This is a genomic window from sulfur-oxidizing endosymbiont of Gigantopelta aegis, assembly GCF_016097415.1.
Taxonomy (GTDB): Bacteria; Pseudomonadota; Gammaproteobacteria; order GRL18; family GRL18; genus GRL18.
Map to the genome: position 1 here is coordinate 3,165,759 of NZ_JAEHGE010000001.1, position 23,437 is coordinate 3,189,195.

The 23,437-nt window shown below is 40.2% G+C and carries 26 protein-coding genes and 10 pseudogenes; 25 read left to right on the plus strand and 11 right to left on the minus strand.

Annotated features, from left to right (window positions below):
* Positions 1-334 precede the first annotated feature (334 nt).
* From JEU79_RS16160 to JEU79_RS16195, 4 genes and pseudogenes are all read left to right on the plus strand, one after another.
* Positions 335-562 carry a response regulator gene (locus JEU79_RS16160; protein WP_198264927.1) on the plus strand — a complete coding sequence of 76 codons (228 nt, stop codon included), beginning with the start codon at positions 335-337 and terminating at the stop codon, positions 560-562.
* 31 nt (positions 563-593) lie between these two features.
* Positions 594-1,733 (plus strand): annotated as a pseudogene (locus JEU79_RS28755) (IS3 family transposase).
* Between the two features lie 503 nt (positions 1,734-2,236).
* A complete protein-coding gene (locus tag JEU79_RS16190; protein WP_198264933.1) occupies positions 2,237-2,389 on the plus strand; it encodes a hypothetical protein in 153 nt (50 codons plus the stop codon).
* Positions 2,390-2,400: 11 nt separating this feature from the next.
* The gene (locus JEU79_RS16195) at positions 2,401-2,805 is read left to right on the plus strand and encodes a diguanylate cyclase domain-containing protein (protein ID WP_198264934.1); all 405 of its coding nucleotides are present in this window, start codon (positions 2,401-2,403) and stop codon (positions 2,803-2,805) included.
* A 491-nt stretch (positions 2,806-3,296) separates the two neighbouring features.
* On the opposite strand, the gene JEU79_RS16200 is transcribed toward JEU79_RS16195, so the two are convergent.
* The 3 genes and pseudogenes from JEU79_RS16200 to JEU79_RS16210 all read right to left on the minus strand — a co-directional run.
* Positions 3,297-3,998: an IS3 family transposase gene (locus JEU79_RS16200; protein WP_198266046.1), complete on the minus strand. Its 702-nt coding sequence runs from the start codon at positions 3,996-3,998 to the stop codon at positions 3,297-3,299.
* Positions 3,956-4,156, minus strand: coding sequence for a hypothetical protein (locus tag JEU79_RS16205; RefSeq protein ID WP_198264935.1), 201 nt, complete (start codon positions 4,154-4,156; stop codon positions 3,956-3,958). The genes JEU79_RS16200 and JEU79_RS16205 overlap by 43 nt, the downstream gene beginning before the upstream one ends.
* A gap of 39 nt (positions 4,157-4,195) precedes the next feature.
* Positions 4,196-4,366, minus strand: a pseudogene (locus JEU79_RS16210) (transposase); the annotation flags it as partial.
* Between the two features lie 181 nt (positions 4,367-4,547).
* Here JEU79_RS16210 and JEU79_RS16215 point away from each other — a divergent pair.
* From JEU79_RS16215 to JEU79_RS27585, 5 genes and pseudogenes are all read left to right on the plus strand, one after another.
* A complete protein-coding gene (locus JEU79_RS16215; protein WP_214660603.1) occupies positions 4,548-5,573 on the plus strand; it encodes an efflux RND transporter periplasmic adaptor subunit in 1,026 nt (341 codons plus the stop codon).
* A 19-nt stretch (positions 5,574-5,592) separates the two neighbouring features.
* Positions 5,593-6,543 carry an efflux RND transporter permease subunit gene (locus JEU79_RS16220; RefSeq protein ID WP_198264937.1) on the plus strand — a complete coding sequence of 317 codons (951 nt, stop codon included), beginning with the start codon at positions 5,593-5,595 and terminating at the stop codon, positions 6,541-6,543.
* An 84-nt stretch (positions 6,544-6,627) separates the two neighbouring features.
* A pseudogene (locus JEU79_RS16225) lies at positions 6,628-7,574 on the plus strand (IS1595 family transposase).
* 12 nt (positions 7,575-7,586) lie between these two features.
* Complete coding sequence (locus JEU79_RS27580) at positions 7,587-9,020, plus strand: efflux RND transporter permease subunit (protein WP_198264938.1); 1,434 nt, start codon at positions 7,587-7,589, stop codon at positions 9,018-9,020.
* A 5-nt stretch (positions 9,021-9,025) separates the two neighbouring features.
* Positions 9,026-9,865: an efflux RND transporter permease subunit gene (locus JEU79_RS27585; RefSeq protein WP_198264939.1), complete on the plus strand. Its 840-nt coding sequence runs from the start codon at positions 9,026-9,028 to the stop codon at positions 9,863-9,865.
* A gap of 82 nt (positions 9,866-9,947) precedes the next feature.
* On the opposite strand, the gene JEU79_RS16240 is transcribed toward JEU79_RS27585, so the two are convergent.
* Positions 9,948-10,241, minus strand: a complete 294-nt coding sequence (locus tag JEU79_RS16240; RefSeq protein WP_198264940.1) for a hypothetical protein — start codon at positions 10,239-10,241, stop codon at positions 9,948-9,950.
* A 489-nt stretch (positions 10,242-10,730) separates the two neighbouring features.
* On the opposite strand from JEU79_RS16240, the gene JEU79_RS16245 reads away from it, so the two are divergent.
* The 4 genes and pseudogenes from JEU79_RS16245 to JEU79_RS28095 all read left to right on the plus strand — a co-directional run bounded on the left by JEU79_RS16245 (position 10,731) and on the right by JEU79_RS28095 (position 13,162).
* Positions 10,731-10,910, plus strand: a complete 180-nt coding sequence (locus JEU79_RS16245) for a hypothetical protein (protein WP_198264941.1) — start codon at positions 10,731-10,733, stop codon at positions 10,908-10,910.
* A gap of 1,218 nt (positions 10,911-12,128) precedes the next feature.
* A pseudogene (locus JEU79_RS16250) lies at positions 12,129-12,275 on the plus strand (phosphoribosylamine--glycine ligase); the annotation flags it as partial.
* Between the two features lie 417 nt (positions 12,276-12,692).
* Entirely contained in the window at positions 12,693-12,872 is a 180-nt protein-coding gene (locus tag JEU79_RS28090; protein ID WP_343074980.1) for a hypothetical protein, read from the plus strand.
* A gap of 26 nt (positions 12,873-12,898) precedes the next feature.
* Positions 12,899-13,162 carry a hypothetical protein gene (locus tag JEU79_RS28095; protein WP_343074981.1) on the plus strand — a complete coding sequence of 88 codons (264 nt, stop codon included), beginning with the start codon at positions 12,899-12,901 and terminating at the stop codon, positions 13,160-13,162.
* A gap of 235 nt (positions 13,163-13,397) precedes the next feature.
* Here the strand turns inward: JEU79_RS28095 and djlA are convergent, their stop codons facing one another.
* Positions 13,398-14,093 carry a co-chaperone DjlA gene (gene djlA / locus JEU79_RS16260; RefSeq protein WP_343074982.1) on the minus strand — a complete coding sequence of 232 codons (696 nt, stop codon included), beginning with the start codon at positions 14,091-14,093 and terminating at the stop codon, positions 13,398-13,400.
* A 144-nt stretch (positions 14,094-14,237) separates the two neighbouring features.
* Between djlA and JEU79_RS16265 the strand changes: the two are divergent.
* Positions 14,238-14,587, plus strand: a pseudogene (locus tag JEU79_RS16265) (histidine triad nucleotide-binding protein).
* Here JEU79_RS16265 and JEU79_RS26670 read toward each other — a convergent pair.
* Positions 14,584-15,093: pseudogene (locus JEU79_RS26670) on the minus strand (secondary thiamine-phosphate synthase enzyme YjbQ). The pseudogenes JEU79_RS16265 and JEU79_RS26670 overlap by 4 nt on opposite strands.
* Before the next feature lie 399 nt (positions 15,094-15,492).
* Between JEU79_RS26670 and JEU79_RS16280 the strand changes: the two are divergent.
* From JEU79_RS16280 to JEU79_RS28115, 11 genes and pseudogenes are all read left to right on the plus strand, one after another.
* Positions 15,493-15,787: pseudogene (locus JEU79_RS16280) on the plus strand (HU family DNA-binding protein).
* Between the two features lie 324 nt (positions 15,788-16,111).
* Positions 16,112-16,243, plus strand: a complete 132-nt coding sequence (locus JEU79_RS27590; protein WP_281400935.1) for a CBS domain-containing protein — start codon at positions 16,112-16,114, stop codon at positions 16,241-16,243.
* A gap of 95 nt (positions 16,244-16,338) precedes the next feature.
* On the plus strand, positions 16,339-16,596 hold the full coding sequence (locus tag JEU79_RS16285; protein WP_198264943.1) for a CBS domain-containing protein: 258 nt from the start codon (positions 16,339-16,341) through the stop codon (positions 16,594-16,596).
* A gap of 131 nt (positions 16,597-16,727) precedes the next feature.
* On the plus strand, positions 16,728-16,880 hold the full coding sequence (locus JEU79_RS25790; protein WP_214660604.1) for a hypothetical protein: 153 nt from the start codon (positions 16,728-16,730) through the stop codon (positions 16,878-16,880).
* Between the two features lie 240 nt (positions 16,881-17,120).
* Positions 17,121-17,588, plus strand: coding sequence for a DnaJ domain-containing protein (locus tag JEU79_RS28100; protein ID WP_198264944.1), 468 nt, complete (start codon positions 17,121-17,123; stop codon positions 17,586-17,588).
* Complete coding sequence (locus JEU79_RS28105) at positions 17,552-17,842, plus strand: DnaJ C-terminal domain-containing protein (RefSeq protein ID WP_198264945.1); 291 nt, start codon at positions 17,552-17,554, stop codon at positions 17,840-17,842. The genes JEU79_RS28100 and JEU79_RS28105 overlap by 37 nt, the downstream gene beginning before the upstream one ends.
* Positions 17,843-17,848: 6 nt before the next feature.
* Complete coding sequence (locus tag JEU79_RS28110) at positions 17,849-18,097, plus strand: hypothetical protein (RefSeq protein ID WP_198264946.1); 249 nt, start codon at positions 17,849-17,851, stop codon at positions 18,095-18,097.
* Positions 18,098-18,610: 513 nt separating this feature from the next.
* Positions 18,611-18,700, plus strand: a pseudogene (locus tag JEU79_RS26675) (hypothetical protein); the annotation flags it as partial.
* A gap of 88 nt (positions 18,701-18,788) precedes the next feature.
* Positions 18,789-19,396: pseudogene (gene trpC / locus JEU79_RS16310) on the plus strand (indole-3-glycerol phosphate synthase TrpC); the annotation flags it as partial.
* A gap of 110 nt (positions 19,397-19,506) precedes the next feature.
* A pseudogene (locus tag JEU79_RS16315) lies at positions 19,507-20,430 on the plus strand (aminotransferase class III-fold pyridoxal phosphate-dependent enzyme).
* Positions 20,405-20,665, plus strand: a complete 261-nt coding sequence (locus tag JEU79_RS28115; protein WP_343074983.1) for an aminotransferase class III-fold pyridoxal phosphate-dependent enzyme — start codon at positions 20,405-20,407, stop codon at positions 20,663-20,665. Before JEU79_RS16315 ends, JEU79_RS28115 begins: the two are co-directional and overlap by 26 nt.
* 54 nt (positions 20,666-20,719) lie before the next feature.
* Here the strand turns inward: JEU79_RS28115 and JEU79_RS16320 are convergent, their stop codons facing one another.
* The 5 genes from JEU79_RS16320 to JEU79_RS16340 all read right to left on the minus strand — a co-directional run bounded on the left by JEU79_RS16320 (position 20,720) and on the right by JEU79_RS16340 (position 23,436).
* Positions 20,720-21,214: a hypothetical protein gene (locus JEU79_RS16320; RefSeq protein WP_198264947.1), complete on the minus strand. Its 495-nt coding sequence runs from the start codon at positions 21,212-21,214 to the stop codon at positions 20,720-20,722.
* A 131-nt stretch (positions 21,215-21,345) separates the two neighbouring features.
* Positions 21,346-21,993 carry a hypothetical protein gene (locus JEU79_RS16325; protein WP_198264948.1) on the minus strand — a complete coding sequence of 216 codons (648 nt, stop codon included), beginning with the start codon at positions 21,991-21,993 and terminating at the stop codon, positions 21,346-21,348.
* 42 nt (positions 21,994-22,035) lie between these two features.
* Complete coding sequence (locus JEU79_RS16330; RefSeq protein ID WP_198264949.1) at positions 22,036-22,383, minus strand: DsbA family oxidoreductase; 348 nt, start codon at positions 22,381-22,383, stop codon at positions 22,036-22,038.
* A 191-nt stretch (positions 22,384-22,574) separates the two neighbouring features.
* Positions 22,575-22,688 carry an IS3 family transposase gene (locus JEU79_RS28760; RefSeq protein ID WP_198266048.1) on the minus strand — a complete coding sequence of 38 codons (114 nt, stop codon included), beginning with the start codon at positions 22,686-22,688 and terminating at the stop codon, positions 22,575-22,577.
* Positions 22,689-22,908: 220 nt separating this feature from the next.
* The gene (locus JEU79_RS16340) at positions 22,909-23,436 is read right to left on the minus strand and encodes a hypothetical protein (RefSeq protein WP_198264950.1); all 528 of its coding nucleotides are present in this window, start codon (positions 23,434-23,436) and stop codon (positions 22,909-22,911) included.
* Between the last annotated feature and the right edge of the window lies 1 nt (position 23,437).

Consider the following 23,437-nt stretch of genomic DNA (forward strand, 5'->3'; position numbering starts at 1 on the left):
CAATTATGAGTATATAGGGCATATTTTTAGCAGTTTGTATCAAACTAAGCTTACACTCCATATTAGCCCAGATTAATGCATTTGTCCTAGGATTTGCTTAAAAAGTGTTTTGTAGGATAATCTGTCTATATCCATGATACTTGGAAATGCAGCGAGGCCTTTTGACTAAGAGCCGATTGATTGTATAAAAGTACTACATGATTGAGGCTTTTAGTTAAAAGAACGAAGTCTGCATTTCCAAGTGTCATGGGTATATTCTTTTTTTCACTATATAAAGTACCCTAGATAGCTGTTAAAATATTTCTATTCTAATTAACTGATCATTGAGGGAAAAATGATACGTGATTCTTTAAGCATTCTGGTTGTTGACGATATGAAATTCAGTTGTGAATTCATTCGCCGGGCATTAAAAAAAGAAGGTTATACTTCTGTTGATGTCGTCAACAATGCCCCTGAAGCCTTGCTACGCCTGCAAAAAAAATCAGTCGATGTTGTTTTAGCAGATTGGCTGATGCCGGAAATGGATGTAATGTGGCTATACTTAACCGGACACACAACTTAAAATAACTAAAAGATAAAAAGTGTGACCTAAAATGAATGATCAAACAAAAAAACCGAATAAAAGCTATACATCAGAATTTAAAGAATCAGCTGTCAAATTAGCTAATGAGACGGATCAACCCGTTTCTCAGACTGCCAGGGAGCTAGGTGTTAATGTAAATACTCTACATACCTGGATCAGTAAATATTCAAACCGGTGAAGACGGTAGCCAATAGAAGTGATGAACACATTTATGATGAAGTAAAACGTCTGAAAAGAATTGGCAAAGTGATTCAGGAGCGTGATTTATTAAAAGGCCACAGCGTACTTTGCAAGGGAAACTTTGTGAAGTACGCATGGATCTGATCAGGCTAAAGATTACCCGGTAACGATTCTGTGCCGTTTATGGATGTTTCCGTAGTTGCTATTATGATTGGGTTAGCTCTCCTAAAACGGATAGAGAGAAAGAAAATGAAGCGCTTACTGAGCAGCTAAAAAACTGTTTGAAGACAGTCGCAAGACTTATGGAACCCGTCGTCTTAAAGACTGGCTGAAAAGGCGTTCATATAAGCCGCCGGAGAATTGGTCGATTAATGAAAAAGCCGGTTTGTTTTGTAAAACGAAGAGACGCTTTAAAGCGACGACTAATTCCAAGCATAATAAGCGTATATCTCCAAATTTACTGGAAAGAGAGTTTACTGTCTCTCAACCTGATCGCTACTATGTGGGTGATATTACCTATATTGCCACCAAGGAAGGCTGGTTATATTAGCGGTTGTCATTGACTTATTCTCTAGGCAAATTGTTGGCTGGTCGATGGATGAGCGAATGAAAGCCAAGCTAGTCAATGATGCTTTACTGATGGCCATAGGAAGCGTAAACCAATGGATGGATTGCTTTGGCATACTGACCGAGGTAGCCAATATGCCTCTGATAGTCATAGAAAATATTGTCGGATCATAACAAATTCAGTCTATGAGCCGCAAAGGAAATTGCTGGGACAATGCTGTATCAGAAGCTTCTTTCATAGTTTGAAAACTGAATTGACGCACCATTGTCGATTCAAAACCAGAGTAAAGCAAAGCAGGCAATATTTGAATATATTGAGGTATTTTATAATCGGGAGCGACTTCATTCGGCTAATGATTATTTGTCACCAGTCGATTATGAAATACAGCAGGAAATAGCTTAAATCGATTGATTGAAGAGGGTAAAGGCGACATAAATGCCGCCCATTACCGTTGACGGCCATCGGCTCCTCAGCCTGTGCCGTGAAGATATTGTAACAGGATCATTACCGTTGTGAAAATACCTTGGGTGAATGGAACGGCTCTATCGTTCCAGAGGGCAAAGCCCTTTCTCTTCATCTGTTTAAAGTTAACATGAGAAACTAAAATGATAGGAAATACAAAATGACAAAAATCACTTGAAACAGCCAAAAAATATTTAGAAAACTGTCCGGAAAAGTGTTGACACATCAATGGCCTTGAACTGACAAAAAATTCGCCAGTTAGACGAAGAGCGTTATCACTATACCGGTATTGTCTTACTCACAGCAAAAGATGATATTGCTTCGATTCGCACCGCCTTTGAAGAGGGTGTCGATGACTACATTGTCAAACCCCAAACAAAGTCGAATTAGCCGCTCGCATATACTCTGCTGGCCGAGTGGCCACTATGCAGAATGATTTGTTAATGAGTACTCAAACATTACACAAAATGTTTGAAATGAAATGCACGGTGGATCGAATCACCGGACTAGGGCGTCTCAATGATACTCAAAATCGATTAGAAGCCTTATTGAAGCAAACCTATGCTCGCGGGGTGCAACCTGTTGTGCTATTTTAAAAGTAACCGGGATGGATGAAATCACCCAAAAATATGGCCAGCAAGTGCATGAACAGTTGCTCAGTAGTGTCGCAACACGTATTTGCCGCCATGTACGTCCGATTGATTTGGTCGGCCATACTCAACAGGATGAATTTCTCATTGCCATGTATAATGACAACAAGGATGATGTCCGCTGCCGTAACTTCAAACGAATATTACATGACTTAAATCATCGCTCTTATAAAACCAATGCCGGTTTTATCAGCATTCGCTGTGCCATGTCGATGACTGTGGCTGTGAAGAATGATGGCGAGAAAGATGTCGAAGCACTGATTGCGGCAACACGAAAAAATTACACAAATCAATTGAAATGGGTTTTGAAGAAGTCGCCAGTTAAGCCCCGTTTTTATGATGTAGCCATTATTACACTTTAGGATGTGGTGAGGAACGAACCGCATCAATGGAGACAGTTTGAAGTCATTGATGCGGTTCGTTCCTCACCACATCCTACATAGATTAGATTAGATTAGCTTATTTTATCTGCCCCTGAACACTTATTTAACATCTATGGATCACTCATGATAGCCAAGCGTTCTCATCTGTTTATACTTCTTTTAGTCATGCAGTGCTGCAGTCTGATGTGTCAACACTTTTCCGGACAGTTTTCTAAATATTTTTTGGCTGTTTCAAGTGATTTTTGTCATTTTGTATTTCCTATCATTTTAGTTTCTCATGTTAACTTTAAACAGATGAAGAGAAAGGGCTTTGCCCTCTGGAACGATAGAGCCGTTCCATTCACCCAAGGTATTTTCACAACGGTAATGATCCTGTTACAATATCTTCACGGCACAGGCTGAGGAGCCGATGGCCGTCAACGGTAATGGGCGGCATTTATGTCGCCTTTTACCCTCTTCAATCAATCGATTTAAGCTATTTCCTGCTGTATTTCATAATCGACTGGTGACAAATAATCATTAGCCGAATGAAGTCGCTCCCGATTATAAAATACCTCAATATATTCAAATATTGCCTGCTTTGCTTCTACTCTGGTTTTGAATCGACAATGGTGCGTCAATTCAGTTTTCAAACTATGAAAGAAGCTCTCTGATACAGCATTGTCCCAGCAATTTCCTTTGCGGCTCATAGACTGAATTATGTTATGATCCGACAATATTTTTCTATGACTATCAGAGGCATATTGGCTACCTCGGTCAGTATGCCAAAGCAATCCATCCATTGGTTTACGCTTCCATATGGCCATCAGTAAAGCATCATTGACTAGCTTGGCTTTCATTCGCTCATCCATCGACCAGCCAACAATTTGCCTAGAGAATAAGTCAATGACAACCGCTAAATATAACCAGCCTTCCTTGGTGGCAATATAGGTAATATCACCCACATAGTAGCGATCAGGTTGAGAGACAGTAAACTCTCTTTCCAGTAAATTTGGAGATATACGCTTATTATGCTTGGAATTAGTCGTCGCTTTAAAGCGTCTCTTCGTTTTACAAAACAAACCGGCTTTTTCATTAATCGACCAATTCTCCGGCGGCTTATATGAACGCCTTTTCAGCCAGTTTTCTTTTAAGACGACGGTTCCATAAGTCTTGCGACTGTCTTCAAACAGTTTTTTAGCTGCTCAGTAAGCGCTTCATTTTCTTTCTCTCTATCCGTTTTAGGAGAGCTAACCCAATCATAATAGCAACTACGGGAAACATCCATAAAACGGCACAGAATCGTTACCGGGTAATCTTTAGCCTGATCAGTTATCCATGCGTACTTCACAAAGTTTCCTTGCAAAGTACGCTGTGGCCTTTTAATAAATCACGCTCCTGAATCACTTTGCCAATTCTTTTTCAGACGTTTTACTTCATCATAAATGTGTTCATCACTTCTATTGGCTACCGTCTTCACCGGTTTGGAATATTTACTGATCCAGGTATGTAGAGTATTTACATTAACACCTAGCTCCCTGGCAGTCTGAGAAACGGATTGATCCGTCTCATTAGCTAATTTGACAGCTGATTCTTTAAATTCTGATGTATAGCTTTTATTCGGTTTTTTGTTTGATCATTCATTTTAGGTCACACTTTTTATCTTTTAGTTATTTTAAGTTGTGTGTCCGGTTAAGTATAGCCACATTAGTCAAATTAGCCTCGCCTCACCGCTCACAAAGGTGCAAACCAGCCCCATCACTCGGGGAACATTGAATACCGAGCAAACTTTTATCGGTAGTATCCATTTCACTCAGTCATCCCTCCTAGCTTCTAAAACACAAGGCCTAGTACTTGCTGTTAATTTCGATGCCACACAAGAAATACATAAGGGTGACACTCTGGTTGAATTAGATCATGAAATTTTAGACTCAACAATTAAAGCCTTGCAAGCCTCTATAAAAGAGCTGAAACTATTAACCGAAAAATCAGCCAAGGATCTCAAGCGTTATAAGATTTTGGTCAAACAAAAAAATGTCTCACAACAAAAATACGATGAAATTTATTATGATAAAATTCGTATTGATCAAAAATTCATCTCTTCTAACGCTGAATTACAAGCCTTATTAATTGAACGCAAGCAAAATATGATTACCGCCCCATTTAGCGGCATCATCACCGAACGCCATGTGGAAATTGGTGAGTGGGTTGATAAGGGTGGCAAGATAGCCACCCTGGTTAACCCAAAAAAAATGTATGCCCTATTTGACCTGCCTGCCTCTTATGCTCTAAACATTCATCCAGGAAAAACACTGATCCTAAGCATTGGCAAAGAGACCATCAATGGCACAATTGAAGGTATCATCCTTAAAGGGGACAATAAAAGCAGAACTTTTCCCTTGCGGATAAAGCTTGACCTTAAATCAAGCAAGTACCCAAGCAATAGCACGGATACTTTCTTTTCAGGAATGGAAGCCTTGATCAAACTCCCAAGAAGCCAAAATCATGAAATGCTACTCGTCCCTCGAGATGCAGTGATAAAACGCTTTGGTCATGATGTGATATTTATTGTGCAAACTAAAGAGCAACAAGATAGCGCTAAAATGGTTGCTATCACTGTCAGCCTATTCGATGGATCAATGGCTGCGATCCAAGCAAGCGATGAAAATGAACAATTAGTAGCAGGCATGCAAGTCATCGTTAAAGGTAATGAACGAGTTTTTCCCGGTCAGGCACTTAAAATACAAAACCTGAATCAAGCTCAATGATAGTGATCAAAAGTAACTGATGGATATTATAAAATATTCCTTACATAAGCCCGTCAGTATTGTCGTGGTGGTATTATTACTGCTGATTTTTGGCATATTGGCCTTAAATAAACTCCCCCTGCAACTCACTCCAAACGTCAGTGAAGCTAAAATTTCCATCATTACTGCTTGGCCCGGGGCATCACCACGTGAGATCGAACAGGATATTATTGATGAGCAGGAACTGGTACTAAAAAATACCCCGGGACTCCTTATTTACGAGGCCAAAGCACAGGATAATTTAGCCACTATTACCCTGACATTTAAATTAGGCACACGCATTGAAAAAGCCTTGCTGGATGTTAGCAATAAGCTGTCTGAAGTCAATAACTACCCCGACAATGTAAAAAAACCTATTATCAAAGCAACCGGAGAAAGTGCTTCGCCTGTAATTTGGACAATGCTCAGAACCCTGCCTGAAAACCCCAATGATATTGATACCTATAAAACCTATCTGGATGATCATGTTCGTGAGCATATAGAACGCGTTCCCGGTGTCGCAGAACTGCTCATTCTCAGTGGCACAAAAAAGCAAATGCAAATCACACTGGATATCCATCAACTGGCAAAATACCGACTCAGTATTGATGACATTATTGAGCGGATCAGGCGTCATAATCAGGATATTTCAGCAGGTTCTATTGATATTGACCGAAGAAATTATCGCATCCGAACCACCGCTCAATTTCGTGATGCACACAGTCTGGGTGAACTGATTTTAATTGCGGACAATAATCGTCTAGTCCGATTGAGTGATATAGCAACTATCGGTTTTTCTTATGCGGTGGCAAATTCCTTTTCTGCACTCGAAGGTACTAAGGGCTTAATCATTGGTGTCAAACCAGAAAACAATACCAATATCGTTGCACTCAGTAATCAGGTTGAAGCGGTGGTCAAGCAACTGAACGCTGGCATGCTTAAAGAAACTTGATTACCCACAAAGCTCCGCCATATTTCGATAATTATACTATAATTATACTATAATTAAAGTATAGATTATGTGTGGAGTAGAATGATGTCAAAAAATAAAATTCAGTTTCAAGAAGGTTATAGTTTATTTGAGCTTTTTAATGATTATGGCACTGACAAACAGTGCCGACAAATATATTTAAATGGAAATTTCCTGATGGATTTGTTTGCCCAGAGTGTGGCAATAAGACTTATTGCACTCTAGAACATCGCCATCTTTATCAGTGCCACCATTGTCATCATCAGACATCAGCAACCTGTGGGACAATATTTGATAGTACCAAACTGCCTTTATCTAAGTGGTTTTTAGCGATTCATCTTATGACTCAATTGAAGACAGCGGTTTCAGCATTAGAATTAAAGAGACAGCTTAAGGTAAGCTACAATACAGCCTGGAGTATGAAACAAAAGATCATGCAGGTTATGAAAGAACGTGATGACAGTAAACCTTTATCAGGCATCATTCAAATTGATGATGCCTACTGGGGTGGTGAGCACAGAGGCGGCTCCAGAGGTCGTGGTTCAGAAAATAAAACACCGTTCGTTGCAGCCGTTTCTACTAATGAAGATGGACACCCGATTGCAATGAATTTAAATGTGCTTAAAGGGTTTAAATCCAGTGAAATAAAACGATGGGCACAAACTCATTTAACACCTGGAAGTACTGTTTACTCAGATGGGTTAAATTGTTTTCCTGCAGTTAAAGAAGCTGACTGTAAGCATGTTCCAATCGTCACGGGTGGTGGTGCGGCAAGTGTTGATAAAATTGAGTTTATCTGGGTTAACACTATGATAGGTAATATTAAAAACTCTATGAAGGGAAGCTATCATTCCATTAACTCAAAACATTTACCTCGGTATCTTGCTGAATTTTGTTATCGGTTTAATAGACGCTTTAACTTAAAAGACATGATGCCAAGGTTTTTATGCGTGGCGATGAAAACGCCACCTATGAATGGAAAGCTCCTAAAAATGGCGGAGCTTTATGGGTAATCAAGTAAAGAAATGGGACTGCACCTTAATTGGCTTCATGATAAACGTGCTTATATTCAAGGTGCGATTAGTTTAGTGCAGCAAAACATCTTGATTGGTGGACTGCTAGCCATTATCATTTTACTGCTATTTTTACGGGCAATATCTGCCACTGCGGTGGTGGCTTTGGCAATTCCTATATCAATTATTGCTACCTTCATCATCCTCCATCTTATGGGGCGCTCACTGAATACCATCTCATTGGCCGGCATCTCTTTTTCTGTAGGTATGTTGGTTGATTCAGCCATTGTGGTGCTGGAAAATATTGATCGTCATAAAAAAATGGGCAAGTCATTTTTTGCTGCGGCCTATGACGGCACTAGCGAAGTATGGGGAGCCTTAATCGCATCTGCACTCACAACGATAGCGGTCTTTTTGCCCATTATCTTTTTACAAAATGAAGCAGGGCAATTATTTAAAGATATTGCCATTGCGGTGACTGCTGCCGTGACATTTTCACTGTTTGTATCCATTTCAGTGATACCGATGCTATGGCATCAATTAATGACCTTGCATTCCCCTGAAACAAATACGCCCCGCCGCTTATTTTCTAATCGCCTGACACATGCAATTAATGACGCACTGGTTGCTGTCGGGCGCTGGATCAGTCATTTTATTATGCACTTAATCAGTCAAATTTTACAGACTAAGACACGCCGTTTAGTGACTATTTTTAGTTTAACATGCCTATCTGCTTTAAGTGTTTATAGCCTCTTACCAAAAATGGAGTATTTACCTCAGGGCAATCGCAATTTATATTTCAACATTCTCATTCCACCCCCAGGCTTTCCTATCAGGAAAAAAAAATCCATTGGTGACTCTATCTACCAACAATTAAAGCCCCATATCAATCAGGATTATAAGGCCTATCCTGCTATAGAACGCTTATTTTATGTGGCATCCGGTAGCTTTATGATTTTTGGTGTCATTGCCGAAGAAGATAGTCGAATAAAAGAGCTCAAGCCCTTATTAATTCCTATTGTGAATAGCTTTCCCGGTATTTTTGGCATCACTAAACAAGCTGGTGTGTTTGAACAAGGCATAGGCAAGGGCAGAACCATTGACATTGATATCAGCGGTGAAAAAATAGAACAACTTACTCTGGTGGGTGCGACCTTATTTGGTGCAATAAAAAAATCTGCACCTAAGATGCAAATCCGTCCCATTCCTTCGATTGAATTGCTCTACCCTGAAGTCTTACTCAAGCCCAAACACAGTCAATTACAACGCCTGGGTATGGATTTGTTATCACTTGGGATTTTCGCCGACGTGCTATTAGAAGGACGCAAGATTGATGACTTTAAAGTAGAAGGTGAGAAAAAAATCGATTTGATCTTACAGGCTGATAAACAAGATATTCATTCTCCGGAAGAACTGTATTATAGCCTGGTGGCCACCATCGGGTAAGTTAGTTGGTTTTAATACCCTGGCTGAGTTTGGAAGCAACCAGTGGCATCAGTGAAATTCGTCATTTTAACGGCAAAAGAACCATCACTTTAGAAGTGACGCCACCCGATGAGATGACCTTGCAAGAAGGCATGGAGCTCTTTGAACAAGAGATTATTCCCAGCTTAGAAAAACAAGGTAAGTTAAAGGGTGTGAGCATTTCTTTAAGCGGCACAACGGATAAACTCACTGAAACCGTTGATTCGATGTATCTCAATATCATCCTTGCCATTGTGATTACTTATTTATTAATGTCAGCATTATTTGCTAATTTTGTTTATCCATTGATCATTTTATTTACTTTGCCTTTAGCGGCGGCAGGTGGCTTTATTGGTCTAGCTTTTACCAATCAATTTTTAGCCCATCAGCCACTCGATGTACTTACAATGTTGGGCTTTATTATTTTAATTGGTATTGTTGTTAATAATGCTATTTTGATCGTTCATCAAGCATTGAATTTAATACGCAATGAAGCCTATGCACATAAAGAGGCGATCATTGAATCAACACGCAGTCGTTTACGCCCTATTTTTATGGGTTCTTTAACATCGTTATTTGGTATGTTGCCCTTGTTGCTATCGCCGGGGCCAGGTTCTGAGTTTTATCGAGGCTTGGGTAGTGTGATCACCGGTGGTTTGGCTTTCTCTACCATTTTTACTTTGTTTGTAATTCCATCGTTATTAATGTTTGTGATAGGGATGGAGAAGAAGCAACCCCTCAGTCCCCTTCTAAAAGAAGGGGAAGTCAAACAACGTTACAAGTACCTATCGTGCTTATTAATTACTGCTCACTTGCGCCCCGGATAAGGCAATACTTTTCATGGTATCTTCTGTTGAATCCGGCGCACTGCTAATGGCCTAAACTGTCCCATGGTTAAATCAGGAAAACTTATTGCAATTCTGAATTTACCATTAAGCATATAGGCCTTATTGCCTGAAACAAAAGAATCTCATAAGGCAGATGAGCCGAATGCTTTACACTGGCTACATCAATATTCCCCATCACTGTTCTATCAGCACCTGCTCCTTTGGTGATAGCAACACCAAAGACAGTTTCTTCTTTACCTAGTTGAGCGCTCCCCCTTATATCCGTCTTATCCCAGGGATCGTAAGCAACTTTTGCACAGGCTTTTTGCAATACAGGTGCTACAGCTACTGAGGTGATGGCTTGAGTAGTGACCACATTTGCTTGCTGCAGAAGTTACTGTAACAGGGGTTATAGAGGGGCTAGGCTGGCTGCTTGAAGTTTTAGCAACTGCCGTGCTTGTAGTGATGGCTTTTGGTTGTGTTTATAGGCTGTGACTTGTGGCTTAGCTGTTGTTTTAGCAACTGGCTTTGAGCTCACTACTTGCTTAGGGGTTATTAACTGCTGGCTTAGGGCTATAAGCCAGCATTTTAGCTGAATCCTGCCATTGCATTGGCGGCTGTTTTTTGAGTCTGAGAGATGCCTGCTGCTGTTGGCTGATTGCTAATTGTTTGCACCATCGCTATGGCTTCAGCTTCAATAGGTGAGTTCAGTTTTCTATCGACTTCAGCAATGGAACGACTAATGACTTAAATAAAAGCTTGCCTTGTTCGTCACACACCATGGGTTAAGGCTGATAAACCAAGCAACGACTAGCAAGCATATTCAAACCATCCTGAGCATGAATTATCGGATCACACTGTCCACATGGTTATACCGTTCCATGGCATTTTTCCCGGTGGTGCCGTTAAGCCGATCAGCTTTAAGTTCTGGAAGTGGAATCAATTGTTTCCATCAATGAAATATATTGCTGTACCTCAATATTCATTGGCGGCTGAAGCTATTTATTTGTCAACATTGGATATGTGGGCGAGGGCTGGCACTTGACTTGTTTGTTGAGTATTCCAGACAGCAGGTTCAGCATAAACATTGCTGAGGCCAGTTTAGCCCTATTTTGCAGTGGTTGCTTTCGCTCATAAGTCGGCATGACCATGTGTGATTGTAATATTTCATAGAACTGCAAGAACATATCCGCACCGGCACACTGCAAGTGTCAGTCCACTAGAGTATCAGATTTTAACCACCACTTTTGGCTTTCAATAATGGCGAATAGTCATTCACCACTCATGGTCACCTATCAATGATGACAGTGCAGATAATTCACTGTAGCCAGAGTTGAGTGGCTATTCACATCACCGATTGAAGCACGAACAATTCAGCACAAAATCTTCAGGACAACACTTTACAACTGGCATTGTAATCACACAATGGCAGCGGATCGTGGCTGGAAAATGCAGAATGCCCATGACATTATCCGATCACATGGCAAACAATTTCTCGCAATGCTGATGGCGTTCGCCTTGTTAATTACACTAAACCAATCATGATAGCCAAAGTGGCCTGTGGATAGTCTTCACATCCTGCTTTTTCATAAAAACAGCTACGTGCTTAGACGCTCACTGGGGACTTCTTTGTAACAAAGAAGCATCGGTCAAAAAAGCTCTGTCTCAAGCAAATGTCAGCCGACATCGGCTGAGTGCTTTGGCAACCAGTTAAGCTGGTGGCTGTGATAATAAAACTTGTGCTGACTGCGATAGCGAGCAATGTTTTTTGAGCAAATTTCGGGAGTGAAGTGGTGGCAGATTTTCCGGTAGACATAAGCGATTCCTTCTAGCGTAAAGATTGGAAGCAGTAAGGGCTTATATTGAAAACAATAACTCCTCCTGAGGTAAAGGCGGGGAGTTAGGTGTAATTTAACAGCTACATCGTGACATTTTATTTGGCAATTGTTCTTTAATATCCTATTAAAAACGATGATTGCCTAGTTCTTATTTTGTCTCTGAAGCAGTAACTGCCAGCATCCTTACTACATTTTCCATGAATTAATATAATTTCTGCATGAATTATAACCAAGGCCTTTTTTGATTATTATTAGGTGTTTCCCTAGAAGATTTATATTTTTTCCAACAATTTATCTATTTTCCAACAACAGGGTAAAAAAAGAGGTGGTAAAATGTGCGGTCATTTATTCAGGATGATGATCAGTCTTTAGCTCAGAAAATTCATCCCCCTATCAATAGGTTTATTGCATGAAAATTTTTAGTCATCGGTAATGGCGGTCGCGAACACGCACTGGCCTGGAAAGCAGCTCAATCGCCTCAAGTAGACGAGGTGTTCGTCGCACCGGGCAATGCCGGCACCCACCGGGAAGCTCATGTCACCAATGTTGATATAGGCGTCTCCGATATCCCCTGCGCTCATTGACTTTGTGCAAGCATTACAACAAAAGCCCGATGCTGCTAATGCCGATAAAACACCCTTGGTCAGTGCTGCGATTATCATTGGCACTCCCTCTTTCGGCACAGAAATACCACATAGTAGCCCCAAAATGATTGAGAAAATAAAAAATTCCCCTATTAGATATGTATGGCAGCCTGGATCTTGATTCCGTTATGCGCTCTGCCAAGGCACGTAAAACAGCAGCGAAAAAATGCATCATAAGCATTCCCGTCAAGTAGAGACGATTGGCGCCAATCACTTTTATAATGGCCTGGATGATGAGTTGGTGAGTTATGTTAACAATTGGTTAAACAAAGTATTTTACCCCTAGCTTATTGGCTATAATAAACCCTAGATATATTTTTATTCCCTGTTTTTTGAGGTATTTTTATGACTTACTCGCTAGCATTTACTCTGCATTTACTTTCCGCTGTTATTTGGGTGGGTGGAATGTTTTTCGCACACATGATTCTGCGCCCTTCTGCCGTTGAACAATTAGAGCCACCACAGCGTTTACCTCTTTGGGTTGCAGTGTTCGGACGGTTTTTCTTTGGGTTTGGATTGCCGTAGGGACGATTTTAATCACTGGATACTGGATGATTTTTGATGTCTTTGGTGGTTTAGCGGGTTTAAAAGCACTCTATATACAGACTATGCATGGCATCGGCCTGATCATGACCGCCATTTATGCCTATATCTATTTTGTCCCTTATCAGCAGCTAAAAATAGCCGTAGCCAATAAAGAATATCCTGTCGGCGGTGCCTTGATGAATAAAATTCGCCAACTAGTGACAACCAATCTTATTTTAGGCTTGATTACCATCGCGATTGCCAGTGGTGGGAAATATATTAATTTGTAAGACTGCTGTTAGTATGAAGGCATTATTTTTTACATTCAATGATGTGCTTCGTACCTCATTGGCATCCTAGGTCGAGGTAAATTTCGATATTTGTAGGATGTCGTTAAGGCACGATGCGCATCAACATTCACTTATTTCTTACGCACTTCTTTAACCATTTCATAAGCCCTTAATCTGCTGCGTCTTCTCTGTCGCCATCTGTATCATCTCCTCAGGCAAGCCCTTAGAAACCAGTTTATCCGGATGATGCTGGTTCATCAAACGACGATAGGCCTTTTTTGACTTCCGCATCACTGGAAGCAGCAGATACACCTAACATTTCGTAGGCTTCTTTGACTAATTCACTATGGCTTTTATTCTCGTCGCCTTGATTATAGTAATAGCGATTGCCGCCTAGGCCCAGATTGGAACGAACCAGAGCACTTAATTGTTCAATATGTCTGTTGGTAAAGCCTAAGCGCTGAGCAACTTTATTAATGATTAATTGCTCAGCCTCATCCATTTTACCATCGGCAAAAGCAGCATGAAGCTGTATTTCCATAAACATTTGCAACAAGGTCGTGCGTCGATGCGCCACTTGTTTAAACTGAAATAACACCCCATCCAGATCAAAATCAGCCTGTTTACCTTGATTAAACAAAGCAATCGCGGCTTTCTTTTGTTCTGCATCCAGCTTCATGTGATCCATGATCTGCTTTGCCATGGCAATTTCGTCTTTCGTGACATGACCATCAGCCTTGGCAATATGACCCATAATGGAAAAAGTAGCCGAGAAAAAAGCCGCCTGAGTTAATTCATTATTATCATCCATGCCTGCCTGTAAAGGCTTATCCACTAATTTGTGGCCAATCACACCACCAATTAATAATCCCAGTGGTCCGCCCATGGTAAAACCCACCGCACCGCCTAAAAACTTACCCCACCAACTCATTTGTTCTTCCTCATATACTGCTTACTCAGCCACAATCAAATCTTACTCAGCCACTATCAAATCATACCAAAAACAAGCCACTTATTGAATTTTATGTTAGCGTATAGGCAAAATATCTTAATCAACGTCAGAGTAATGACCAATATGACTCAATCAAACTGCCTTTTCTGCCAAATTGCCCAGTATAAAATTCCTGCAAAAATAGCCTATGAAGATGAGCACATCATTGCCTTTCATGACATCTCACCACAAGCACCCATTCATATTCTTATTATACCTAAACAACACATTGCAACGATCAATGATTTTAGTGAGCGGAATCTGACTTGCTCGGTAAAATGATTTTGGTGGCAAAAAAACTAGCTCATGAACTCGGTGTCGCCGATGATGGTTATCGTTTAAATATGAATTGTAACCAACAGGGTGGTCAGACAGTCTTTCATACGCATTTACATTTATTAGCAGGCAGACAATTTGCCTGGCCTCCCGGTTAATTATTGATATGAATAATTATAGTTCTTTGGCCACTATGCTTGCGATGTTCCCATAAATATAAACCTTGCCATGTACCCAGTGCCATTTTATTTTGCATTACGGGTATCGCAATTGATGTTGCCGTAATTGCTGATTTGATATGTGCCATAAATATAAACCTTGCCATGTACCCAGTGCCATTTTATTTTTTCATTACGGGTATCGCAATTGATGTTGCCGTAATTGCTGATTTGATATGTGCTGGCATATCGTCTGCGCCTTCAAAGGTATGAGTATAAAGTGGATCGTTTTCTATCACTAAACGCGATCAACCAGTTTTCTAAATCATGTGCAAACAGATGGATCGGCATTTTCCTGAATAATTAAACTGGCGGATGTATGTTGCACAAACACAGTACATAAACCTTCAATTCAATATATTTGCATGATGAATAACGCGATCAATAGACTCTGTTATATTATGCAAACCCTGTCCTGAAACCCCTATTTTTATCGATTCAATCACATTTTTGCCTTTTTTTCATAAATTATTCAATTAAATACACTTTTTTTCATTATTCTGCTACTTTTATTACAATAAAACTATACATCTGTTAGATCAATAAAAGCCCTTAAATTATTATCATACTGATATCATAGACTGATATTATGTCATAATTAAAAAGAATAGTTAGAGCAATTTGAGCCCTATACCCAAGCGTTTTACTTAGTAAAATAATTAAAAAATAGTTAGAAACAATAAAAGCCCTAAAAAGTCTTATTATCATAAAAAATCAGTCCAAAAATGGTGGCTAAAAAACCAGTGGCTAAGAAAGTTACCACCAAAAAGAAAGCCGTTGCAAAAAAAGCAGTGACTAAAAAAAAAGCAGTCGCTTGCTAAAAAACAACCGCTATTCAAAATAAAATGACCAAGTCTCAAATTCTGACTGAAATAGCAGAAAATACAGACATCAGTAAAAAAGATGTTTCAACAGTACTGGCTGAGTTAGACATGCTGATCGAACGTCATATCAAAAAACGTGCCTGTGGTGAATTCTTACTACCGGGTTTATTAAAAATCGTTACTGTCAAAAAAAAGCCGTTAAAGCACGTAAAGGTATTAACCCTTTCACGGGTGAAGAAATGATGTTTAAAGCCAAAAGGCCACTACTGTCGTTAAAGTACGTGCGCTTAAAAAGTTAAAAGAAATGGCTGTTTAGCATTTACTATGGATAGGCCTTCGGCTTATCCATTTCCCTTTCTTACCCCTTTACCCTTCCCTTCTACAATTAAAATTTCTTTGATATTTCCCCTTTTCATTGAATTCCTGAGTATCTTTGTCTACATTTTATTTCAAGGGTGAACTTATTTACTCACACTAAGAGTCTCACACTAAGAACTTCACTCACATAAAGGGAGATGTACGATGCCTACTAACTATCAAGCGCTCGAAATAAAGCCATTACAAGTGGCGGCAACCTCTGTGTGAACCCAATTATTATCCTTATGACAGTATCACTCTCGAAGACCCTGCGGGCAAAGCAATGACCGATCTAACGAAGGTCTCTGCAATAACCATATCCCCTGCCTGTAGTTTGGATGAAGTCATTGATCGTATGCAAAAAATGAAGGTTAAGTTATTATTCGTAACTGATGCAATGCAAATCGCATTATAGGCCTCATTACTTATAGCGACTTACAAGGTGAAAGACCCATACAGTTTCAGCAAACAAACGGTGTGTCACGCAGTGAAATTTGTGTGCTCGACATTATGACCAGTATAGATTCCATTGACGCGATGGAGTGGAATGCGGTTGAGCGGGCACGGGTGGGTGATATTGTCAGCACCATGAAAAAACTAAATCGCCAACATGCGCTGGTACTTGAGCATCCTGACGAAGATAATTATCGGATTCGAGGTATTTTTTCCACCAGTTTACTCAGTAAACTTCTAGGAATAGAAATTGAAAGTAACGAAATGGCTCAGACTTTTGCAGAATTTGAGCGGATTTTAGCGAGTAAATTATAACTGTGATTTATCCTAATCTCACTTGCTTTCTAGGTGCTTAATAATATCCAGATAACGCTTTTCTTTCTTAGCCCATGAATTCAACATGACAGCTAATAAAATAAGCAAAATGAACACTGCTGAAACTGCTCATGACAGCTAATAAAATAAGCAAAATGAACACTGCTGAAACCTGCCGCCGATGCACCGGTCACAGCCAAAACGGCAATATCGGTGAATTGGCTCATATCGATACCACTGTCTTTTTTTTGCCTTCAAAAGACTCAATACCGCCTGTGGATTAACCATTTCAGGTTTTAACCAATACATCAGTCCCCAGGCAACTGCGCTCGAAACACCAACACTCCATGCTGTATAGCCTGACACCTTCTGAAACAGTGAGCGTTTAAAGATAAATTGTTTTTGTGTCTCTGTGAGCATAAAATACCTTCTTTTTACAATTTAAGCCCCATATTATACCCTAAGCATCTTTAAAGATAACGCCTTATAAACCAAACAACCTATAACCTAATACCTCAAAACTTATGTCAAAAAAAGATTATTACAAAATACTCGATGTCAATCGCAATGCCAGCGATGCTGATATCAAAAAACAATATCGACGTCTGGCCAGAAAATTTCACCCTGATGTCAGTAAGGTAAAGAATTCGGAGGCCAAATTTAAAGAGATCAACGAAGCCTATGATGTGCTTAAAGACAAAACTAAGCGCGATAATTATGATCGCTTCGGTAGTGCCGATGGCAATCCTTTCCAGGGTGGCGGCGGTTTTACTCCTCCTCCCGGTGGTGCAGGCCAAAGCGGCTTTGGTGGTTTCGGACAAGGCAGTTTCAATGACATCTTTGATAATATGTTTACCAATTCAGGGGTGGACAATTTCATGGTCAGGAAGATACGTTCACTCGCCAACGACGTCCACAGAAAGGGCAAAATCAAAATGTTGTCATTTCCGTTGATTTGGAAGACTCATACCATGGTGCTGAACGGTCTTTAAATGTCCAGATTCCGGGCAGTCATCCTTCGGTAGCAACAGGCACTAAGAAACTCAAAGTAAAAATCCCCAAGGGGATTAAAGAAGGACAAAAAATACGCCTTGGTGGTCAGGGTGGCGCAGGTCAGATTCGTGGTGATTTGTTACTGGAAGTAAAATTTAATCGCCATAAACATTTTACTGTTGATGGAAAAAATATCAGTCTGATACTCCCGATTACCCCTTGGCTTACTAATGCAGGGGACTCTGTTATCTGACAGATTATGACAGCTGAAGCTGATAGTGATGAGATGAAAGCTACCCTAGGAGGTATAGTTGAAATGAAATTGGCAGCTAATACCCCCGGTGGCAAAAAGCTGCGTTTAAAAGGTCGAGGCTTACCGGGTAAAGATGCAGGGGATCAATTTGTTATCTTACAGATTATGACACCTGAAGCTGATAGTGATGAGATGAAAGCACTTTATGAGAAAATGCAAACACTCAGTGAATTTAATCCTCGTGAGGATTTTTAATTGATTGCTGAAGTAAAAGTGTTGGATACTTCAAATGTAGGATGTGGTGAGGTACGAACCGCATCAATGGTTTTAAATTCATGCTCTTAAACATAAGCTTTGATGCGGTTCGTACCTCACCACATCCTACCCTGTAAAGATGAATTGGCTTATTTAGACGCTCATAAAGGTGCTATTGAACTAAGTTAATAAAATACAGTCACATAAACTACAGTAAATTATAAAAGAAAATTTGGTTAAAAAGATATGATTCATACAAAGAAAAACATCTTCATTACCGGCTTATCAATCTTCTTGATTAGCCTGATATTATTAACTTAACGCTCTGCCCACTCGTTGGAAAAAGTGACTGGCGGTTGTTAATATCTCCAAAATAAAGTCCTTGCCGACTCTCTCTTAACCGATGTTGGAAAAAGTTTAATGATCCTCTCTTTAAGCGTTTTTTAAGTTTGACACACCGAAACGCCTGGCACCACAACAACGCCCCCCCATGCTTTAGGCTCTGGAGTAATCGTGGATGCCCATCACGGGGCTATTGTTGCACAGGTTATTCCCAATTCAGCAGCCAGCCATGCAGGGGTCAAGTCCGGTGATATTATTACTGGCGTTAATGGCGGATACGCATTGATAATTCATCAGAGTTGCGTAACTATATTGCCGGTAAGACGTCCGGTGAGAAATGGCCAAATAAAAAAAGATCTCGCCAAGCAAAGGGTGATTCGGGGAAAACTTTGTGCCTGCTGAAATTGCACAATCTTATGAGCAAGGCGGTGCAGCATGTTTGTCGGTCTTGACGGATATTGATTTTTTCAGGGTAGTGATGCTTATTTGCAACAGGCGAGAGCTGCTTGTTCATTGCCGGTATTGCGTAAAGACTTTGTTATTGATACTTATCAGATTTATGAAGCACGTTTAATGGGTGCGGATGCAATTCTATTAATTGTCGCTTGTCTCAGTGATGCGCAATTGAGTGAGTTTGCTGCCTTGGCAGATGAACTGTCACTTGATGTGTTAGTGGAAGTACATGATTTAGCTGAGTTGGAGAGGGCTTTGAAGTTGCCGACACGCTTGCTGGGCATTAATAATCGTAATTTACGCACCTTTGAAACAACTTTGAATACCACCATTGAATTATTAGATAAAATTGCTGATGATCGTATTGTGGTGACTGAAAGTGCCATTCATTTGCCTGAAGATGTGGCCTTGATGAAGAGTCATCAGGTCAATGCCTTTTTGGTCGGTGAGTCGTTTATGCGCGCTGAGCAACCGGGTGAAAAACTTGCTGAGCTTTTTTTCTAAGCCCTTACATGTCTGATAATATACCATCTGCTCATAAAATCAGCTCCTTTTCATCGTCATCAGAATGGCTCGCCTACGATAAGGCGCATCTCTGGCATCCCTATACCAGCATGAGCGATCCTCTGCCGACTTATCCTGTTGAATCCGCTCATGGTGTGCGCCTTAAATTAGCTGATGGTCGTGAGTTAATTGATGGGATGTCTTCCTGGTGGGCGGCAATTCATGGTTATAATCATTCCGTATTAAATGCTGCTTTGGAGCAGCAAATTCAGTCCATGTCTCATGTGATGTTTGGTGGTTTGACGCATTTGCCTGCGGTCACTTTAGCGAAAAAATTAATTGAATTGACGGCTGAACCATTGCAGCATGTTTTTTTTTGCTGATTCAGGCTCTGTGGCGGTGGAAGTGGCGATAAAAATGGCCATGCAATATTTTCAGGCGCAGGGGAAACGAGTAAGCAAAAACTGCTCACCGTGCGCAGCGGTTATCATGGTGATACCCTGGGTGGTATGTCGGTTTGCGATCCGCTTAATGGCATGCATCAGTTATTTCAAGGGATTTTAGCACAACATTTTTTTTGCTCCTGAGCCCCATTGTGCAGAGGATGGATCGAGTAATATTGCTGAACTGGAACAACTTTTACAACAGCATCAAGCTGAAATAGCAGCAGTGATCATTGAGCCTCTGGTTCAGGGGCGGGCGGTATGCGTTTTTATTGCCCGGAATATTTACAGCAGCTCAGAGCGATCTGTGATGACTATGATGTGTTGCTTATTTTAGATGAAATAGCGACTGGTTTTGGGCGAACGGGAAGCCTCTTTGCCTATGAACAGGCAGGTATTGTACCTGACATTCTATGTCTGGGTAAGGCATTAACAGGGGGCTATTTAACGCTGGCCGCAACGATGACAACGCAAAAAGTGGTACAGGGAATCAGTGCTGATGGCGCGGGTATCTTAATGCATGGGCCAACGTTTATGGCCAATCCTTTAGCCTGTCAGGTGGCCAATGCCAGTATTGAGCTACTCTTGTGAGTTGGCTATTTGTCGAAGTTTAGATTGTGTTGAAGACGTGCGGGTTAAGGGCGCTATTGGTGTTGTGGAATTAAAAGAGTCGGTTGATATGAAAACCATGCAAGCAGACTTTGTTGCCCTAGGCGTGTGGATTCGCCCCTTTAATAAGTTAGTCTATATTATGCCCCCGTTTATTATCGAAACTAAGGACTTAAGCAAATTGACCCGCGCAATATATCAAGTCTTGAGTAAATAAAAACGTAGGGTGGGCAGATAAAGCCATGCCCACCCTACTATTTACGCATGGACACTAATTAAAAATCTCAGCAGATTTAATCGTATCAATCGGGATATGATAGGTAATATTCCCCGAACGTAAACGCGTGACCACCTTATAAATCCTTGGATGATCGATCTTTAATTTTCCCTTAAATGTTTTGTCTTTAGTGGTCACGAGCTTGATTCTAAAACCATTGAAATTAACAAGATTCTCTATAGCAACAGGACGATATTTTTTAATAATGATCGCTTGTTTTTTCTTGATTTGATCCGGCGTTTCTAACTCAACTTCTTTATTGGTTGCGGACTCGATGAGTTTTTCTTTGTCAACATGAATAGAAATTTCATTAATGCGTTTATTGTTAACGAATAGTTTTAGGCGGACAAACTGAATAAAATCGTTAGGTTCAAAAGTCACAATTTCTTCAGTACCAGTGAGATCACTGAGATCGGCTTTTAAGGTAATTGTACCGTGGGTTTTGAGAATGGTTTTATAGGCATTGAGCAAACCTTCTTCGGCTTCCACACCATAGGATAATAAATATTCTTCTACTTGAAGGGTATGTTCATTGATATATTCATCAATGCTTAGTTTGCTTTTGCTGGCGCAAAAACGATTTTTTCTTTCAATATAAGAGTCATCGGAAATTTCCAGTGTTATATCTCCAGGCTGTATCGTCTTGTTCGTAAAGAATTGAGATCACGAACTCCTGTTAATTCACCACTGATATTGATGCGGCTAAAGTCTCGAATGTCATTGTTTAGTGTGTAATTGAGGGTTTTTTTACGGGCGTTGAAGTGGTATTTTAATAAAATATCACTGGTGAGAGTATCATAGCCCATTTTTGCCAATGCCTGACTACCGATACGATAAACATCACCACAGGCAAGGGTGGAAAAAACTTCCATTTGTGTGGGTTCAATGTCTGGGTTATCAATCATTTTCATGAGTTTGCCGGTGAGATTGACGGAAGCACCGGTGATGATCAAATTTAAAGATTCAGGTATTTGTTTATTTTCCAATTGATTGTTTAAAGTGATTAGGGTCATAAGATCCGGCGCAATAAATTGCACGGATTCTATGGAAATACTATCATCAAATAGTGGTAGGTAGACTTTAATGCCAGTGACTGTGGCGCTGCCAGCAAATGAGGTTTTTATTTCATCATAAGAAATTTGTGCGAAAGGTTTGGCATGAAAAATCTGATTATCGACAAACTGCTGGGTGAAATACCATAAGCCACCCTTAAGAGCGCCAAAAGAGACGATACTAATAACAAACAAAGCAATGACAATTTTTTTCATTGGTATCCTTGGATGAACAAAAAATAGCGATTTAATATTTAACTAATACCACGAAGGCTTGTTTTCAGGTACTTCTAATAAGGCTTTGATATTCGCTGCAATAATATGATAGCCAATATTACCATAAAGTCGCTGTCTGCCCTCATTAAAAACAAAAGAGGGGCTGCCCTCAATTAATTTTTGTTTATCATTAGTGGTGCAGGATGATAAAGCGGCCATTCCTTCACCATTGTTTAGCAGTTTTTCAATAGGGCTTCTAGGGATATTAAGTTGTTCTGCAATACGCATGAGTTGAGTATTGTTGGAAATATCCAGAGCATCGCGAAAATAAGCGAGTCGAACTAGCCAATCGGCTTGTCCCATCAGGCTTGTTTGTGGATCTGAAGGCAATTTCGCCGCATTGCTCCAATAGCTGGATGGATTTTAAAAATAAATGACATGAAGCAGAAGAATAAGGCAGGTTTTTAGGCCAATTTCAGGGTGTACTTCAATATGCGGGAATTTTTTTTTGTAACTGCAGCATGGCTGTATTGTAGCCTTACAAAGTCACCTTTGTTAGCCCAGTTTGTTTCTATGATGTGTCACGGCTTTTTCATTAATCGACCAATTCTCCGGCGGCTTATATGAACGCCTTTTTCAGCCAGTTTTCTTTTAAGACGACGGGTTCCATAAGTCTTGCGACTGTCTTCAAACAGTTTTTTAGCTGCTCAGTAAGCGCTTCATTTTCTTTCTCTCTATCCGTTTTAGGAGAGCTAACCCAATCATAATAGCAACTACGGGAAACATCCATAAAACGGCACAGAATCGTTACCGGGTAATCTTTAGCCTGATCAGTTATCCATGCGTACTTCACAAAGTTTCCCTTGCAAAGTACGCTGTGGCCTTTTTTAATAAATCACGCTCCTGGCATTCACATTACTTAAAACTAATACCGTTAAAAACAGATTCCTTTTTCAATGATGAAACAAATTCCGGAATAGCCTTCACATCCGTAGACTGACCTTGCAAAATGATTTGCTGACCACCGGCATAAACGTTAATATTGTCAAACCAGATAGGCTCAACATTTTTTCTTGCGAGTGCCGCAAAATAAGCAGACAAACCAATATCATTACCCCTGACCATGGTTGATAAGTCCTTTAATGCTTGCTGCTTACTGGCAAGCACGCGTTTTAAATGTTCTAGTTGCTGTTGCTCTTTTTTTGAATTGGTTAAACCGGCTACCGTCAGCTCAAGTTTTTCAACAATTGTTTTAGCCTGCTCAAATTGTGATTTACTGCTGGCTACTTCTCTTTGCATGCTCATATTATTCCAATACAAGAAGCCATAAAACACCATCATCAACAAGGCACTTGCTGCCACTAGACTTAATAACATATTGGCTGAAAAAGGCTCTTCATTCGCCGTTGATATGGGTTGATATAAATTAATTTGCTGTTGCATT

Bases quoted from the DNA above. Each gene is read 5' to 3' on its own strand.
- JEU79_RS16340 (WP_198264950.1), bottom strand. From the start codon at position 23,436: ATGCAACAGCAAATTAATTTATATCAACCCATATCAACGGCGAATGAA.
- JEU79_RS16245 (WP_198264941.1), top strand. From the start codon at position 10,731: ATGGTTATACCGTTCCATGGCATTTTTCCCGGTGGTGCCGTTAAGCCG.
- JEU79_RS16160 (WP_198264927.1), top strand. From the start codon at position 335: ATGATACGTGATTCTTTAAGCATTCTGGTTGTTGACGATATGAAATTC.
- JEU79_RS16190 (WP_198264933.1), top strand. From the start codon at position 2,237: ATGAGTACTCAAACATTACACAAAATGTTTGAAATGAAATGCACGGTG.
- djlA (WP_343074982.1), bottom strand. From the start codon at position 14,093: ATGAGTTGGTGGGGTAAGTTTTTAGGCGGTGCGGTGGGTTTTACCATG.
- JEU79_RS16195 (WP_198264934.1), top strand. From the start codon at position 2,401: ATGGATGAAATCACCCAAAAATATGGCCAGCAAGTGCATGAACAGTTG.
- JEU79_RS28110 (WP_198264946.1), top strand. From the start codon at position 17,849: ATGACAGCTGAAGCTGATAGTGATGAGATGAAAGCTACCCTAGGAGGT.
- JEU79_RS27590 (WP_281400935.1), top strand. From the start codon at position 16,112: ATGACCGATCTAACGAAGGTCTCTGCAATAACCATATCCCCTGCCTGT.
- JEU79_RS28095 (WP_343074981.1), top strand. From the start codon at position 12,899: ATGATTTTTGATGTCTTTGGTGGTTTAGCGGGTTTAAAAGCACTCTAT.
- JEU79_RS28090 (WP_343074980.1), top strand. From the start codon at position 12,693: ATGACTTACTCGCTAGCATTTACTCTGCATTTACTTTCCGCTGTTATT.
- JEU79_RS28100 (WP_198264944.1), top strand. From the start codon at position 17,121: ATGTCAAAAAAAGATTATTACAAAATACTCGATGTCAATCGCAATGCC.
- JEU79_RS16285 (WP_198264943.1), top strand. From the start codon at position 16,339: ATGACCAGTATAGATTCCATTGACGCGATGGAGTGGAATGCGGTTGAG.
- JEU79_RS28115 (WP_343074983.1), top strand. From the start codon at position 20,405: ATGCCAGTATTGAGCTACTCTTGTGAGTTGGCTATTTGTCGAAGTTTA.
- JEU79_RS27580 (WP_198264938.1), top strand. From the start codon at position 7,587: ATGGGACTGCACCTTAATTGGCTTCATGATAAACGTGCTTATATTCAA.
- JEU79_RS16325 (WP_198264948.1), bottom strand. From the start codon at position 21,993: ATGAAAAAAATTGTCATTGCTTTGTTTGTTATTAGTATCGTCTCTTTT.
- JEU79_RS25790 (WP_214660604.1), top strand. From the start codon at position 16,728: ATGACAGCTAATAAAATAAGCAAAATGAACACTGCTGAAACCTGCCGC.
- JEU79_RS16220 (WP_198264937.1), top strand. From the start codon at position 5,593: ATGGATATTATAAAATATTCCTTACATAAGCCCGTCAGTATTGTCGTG.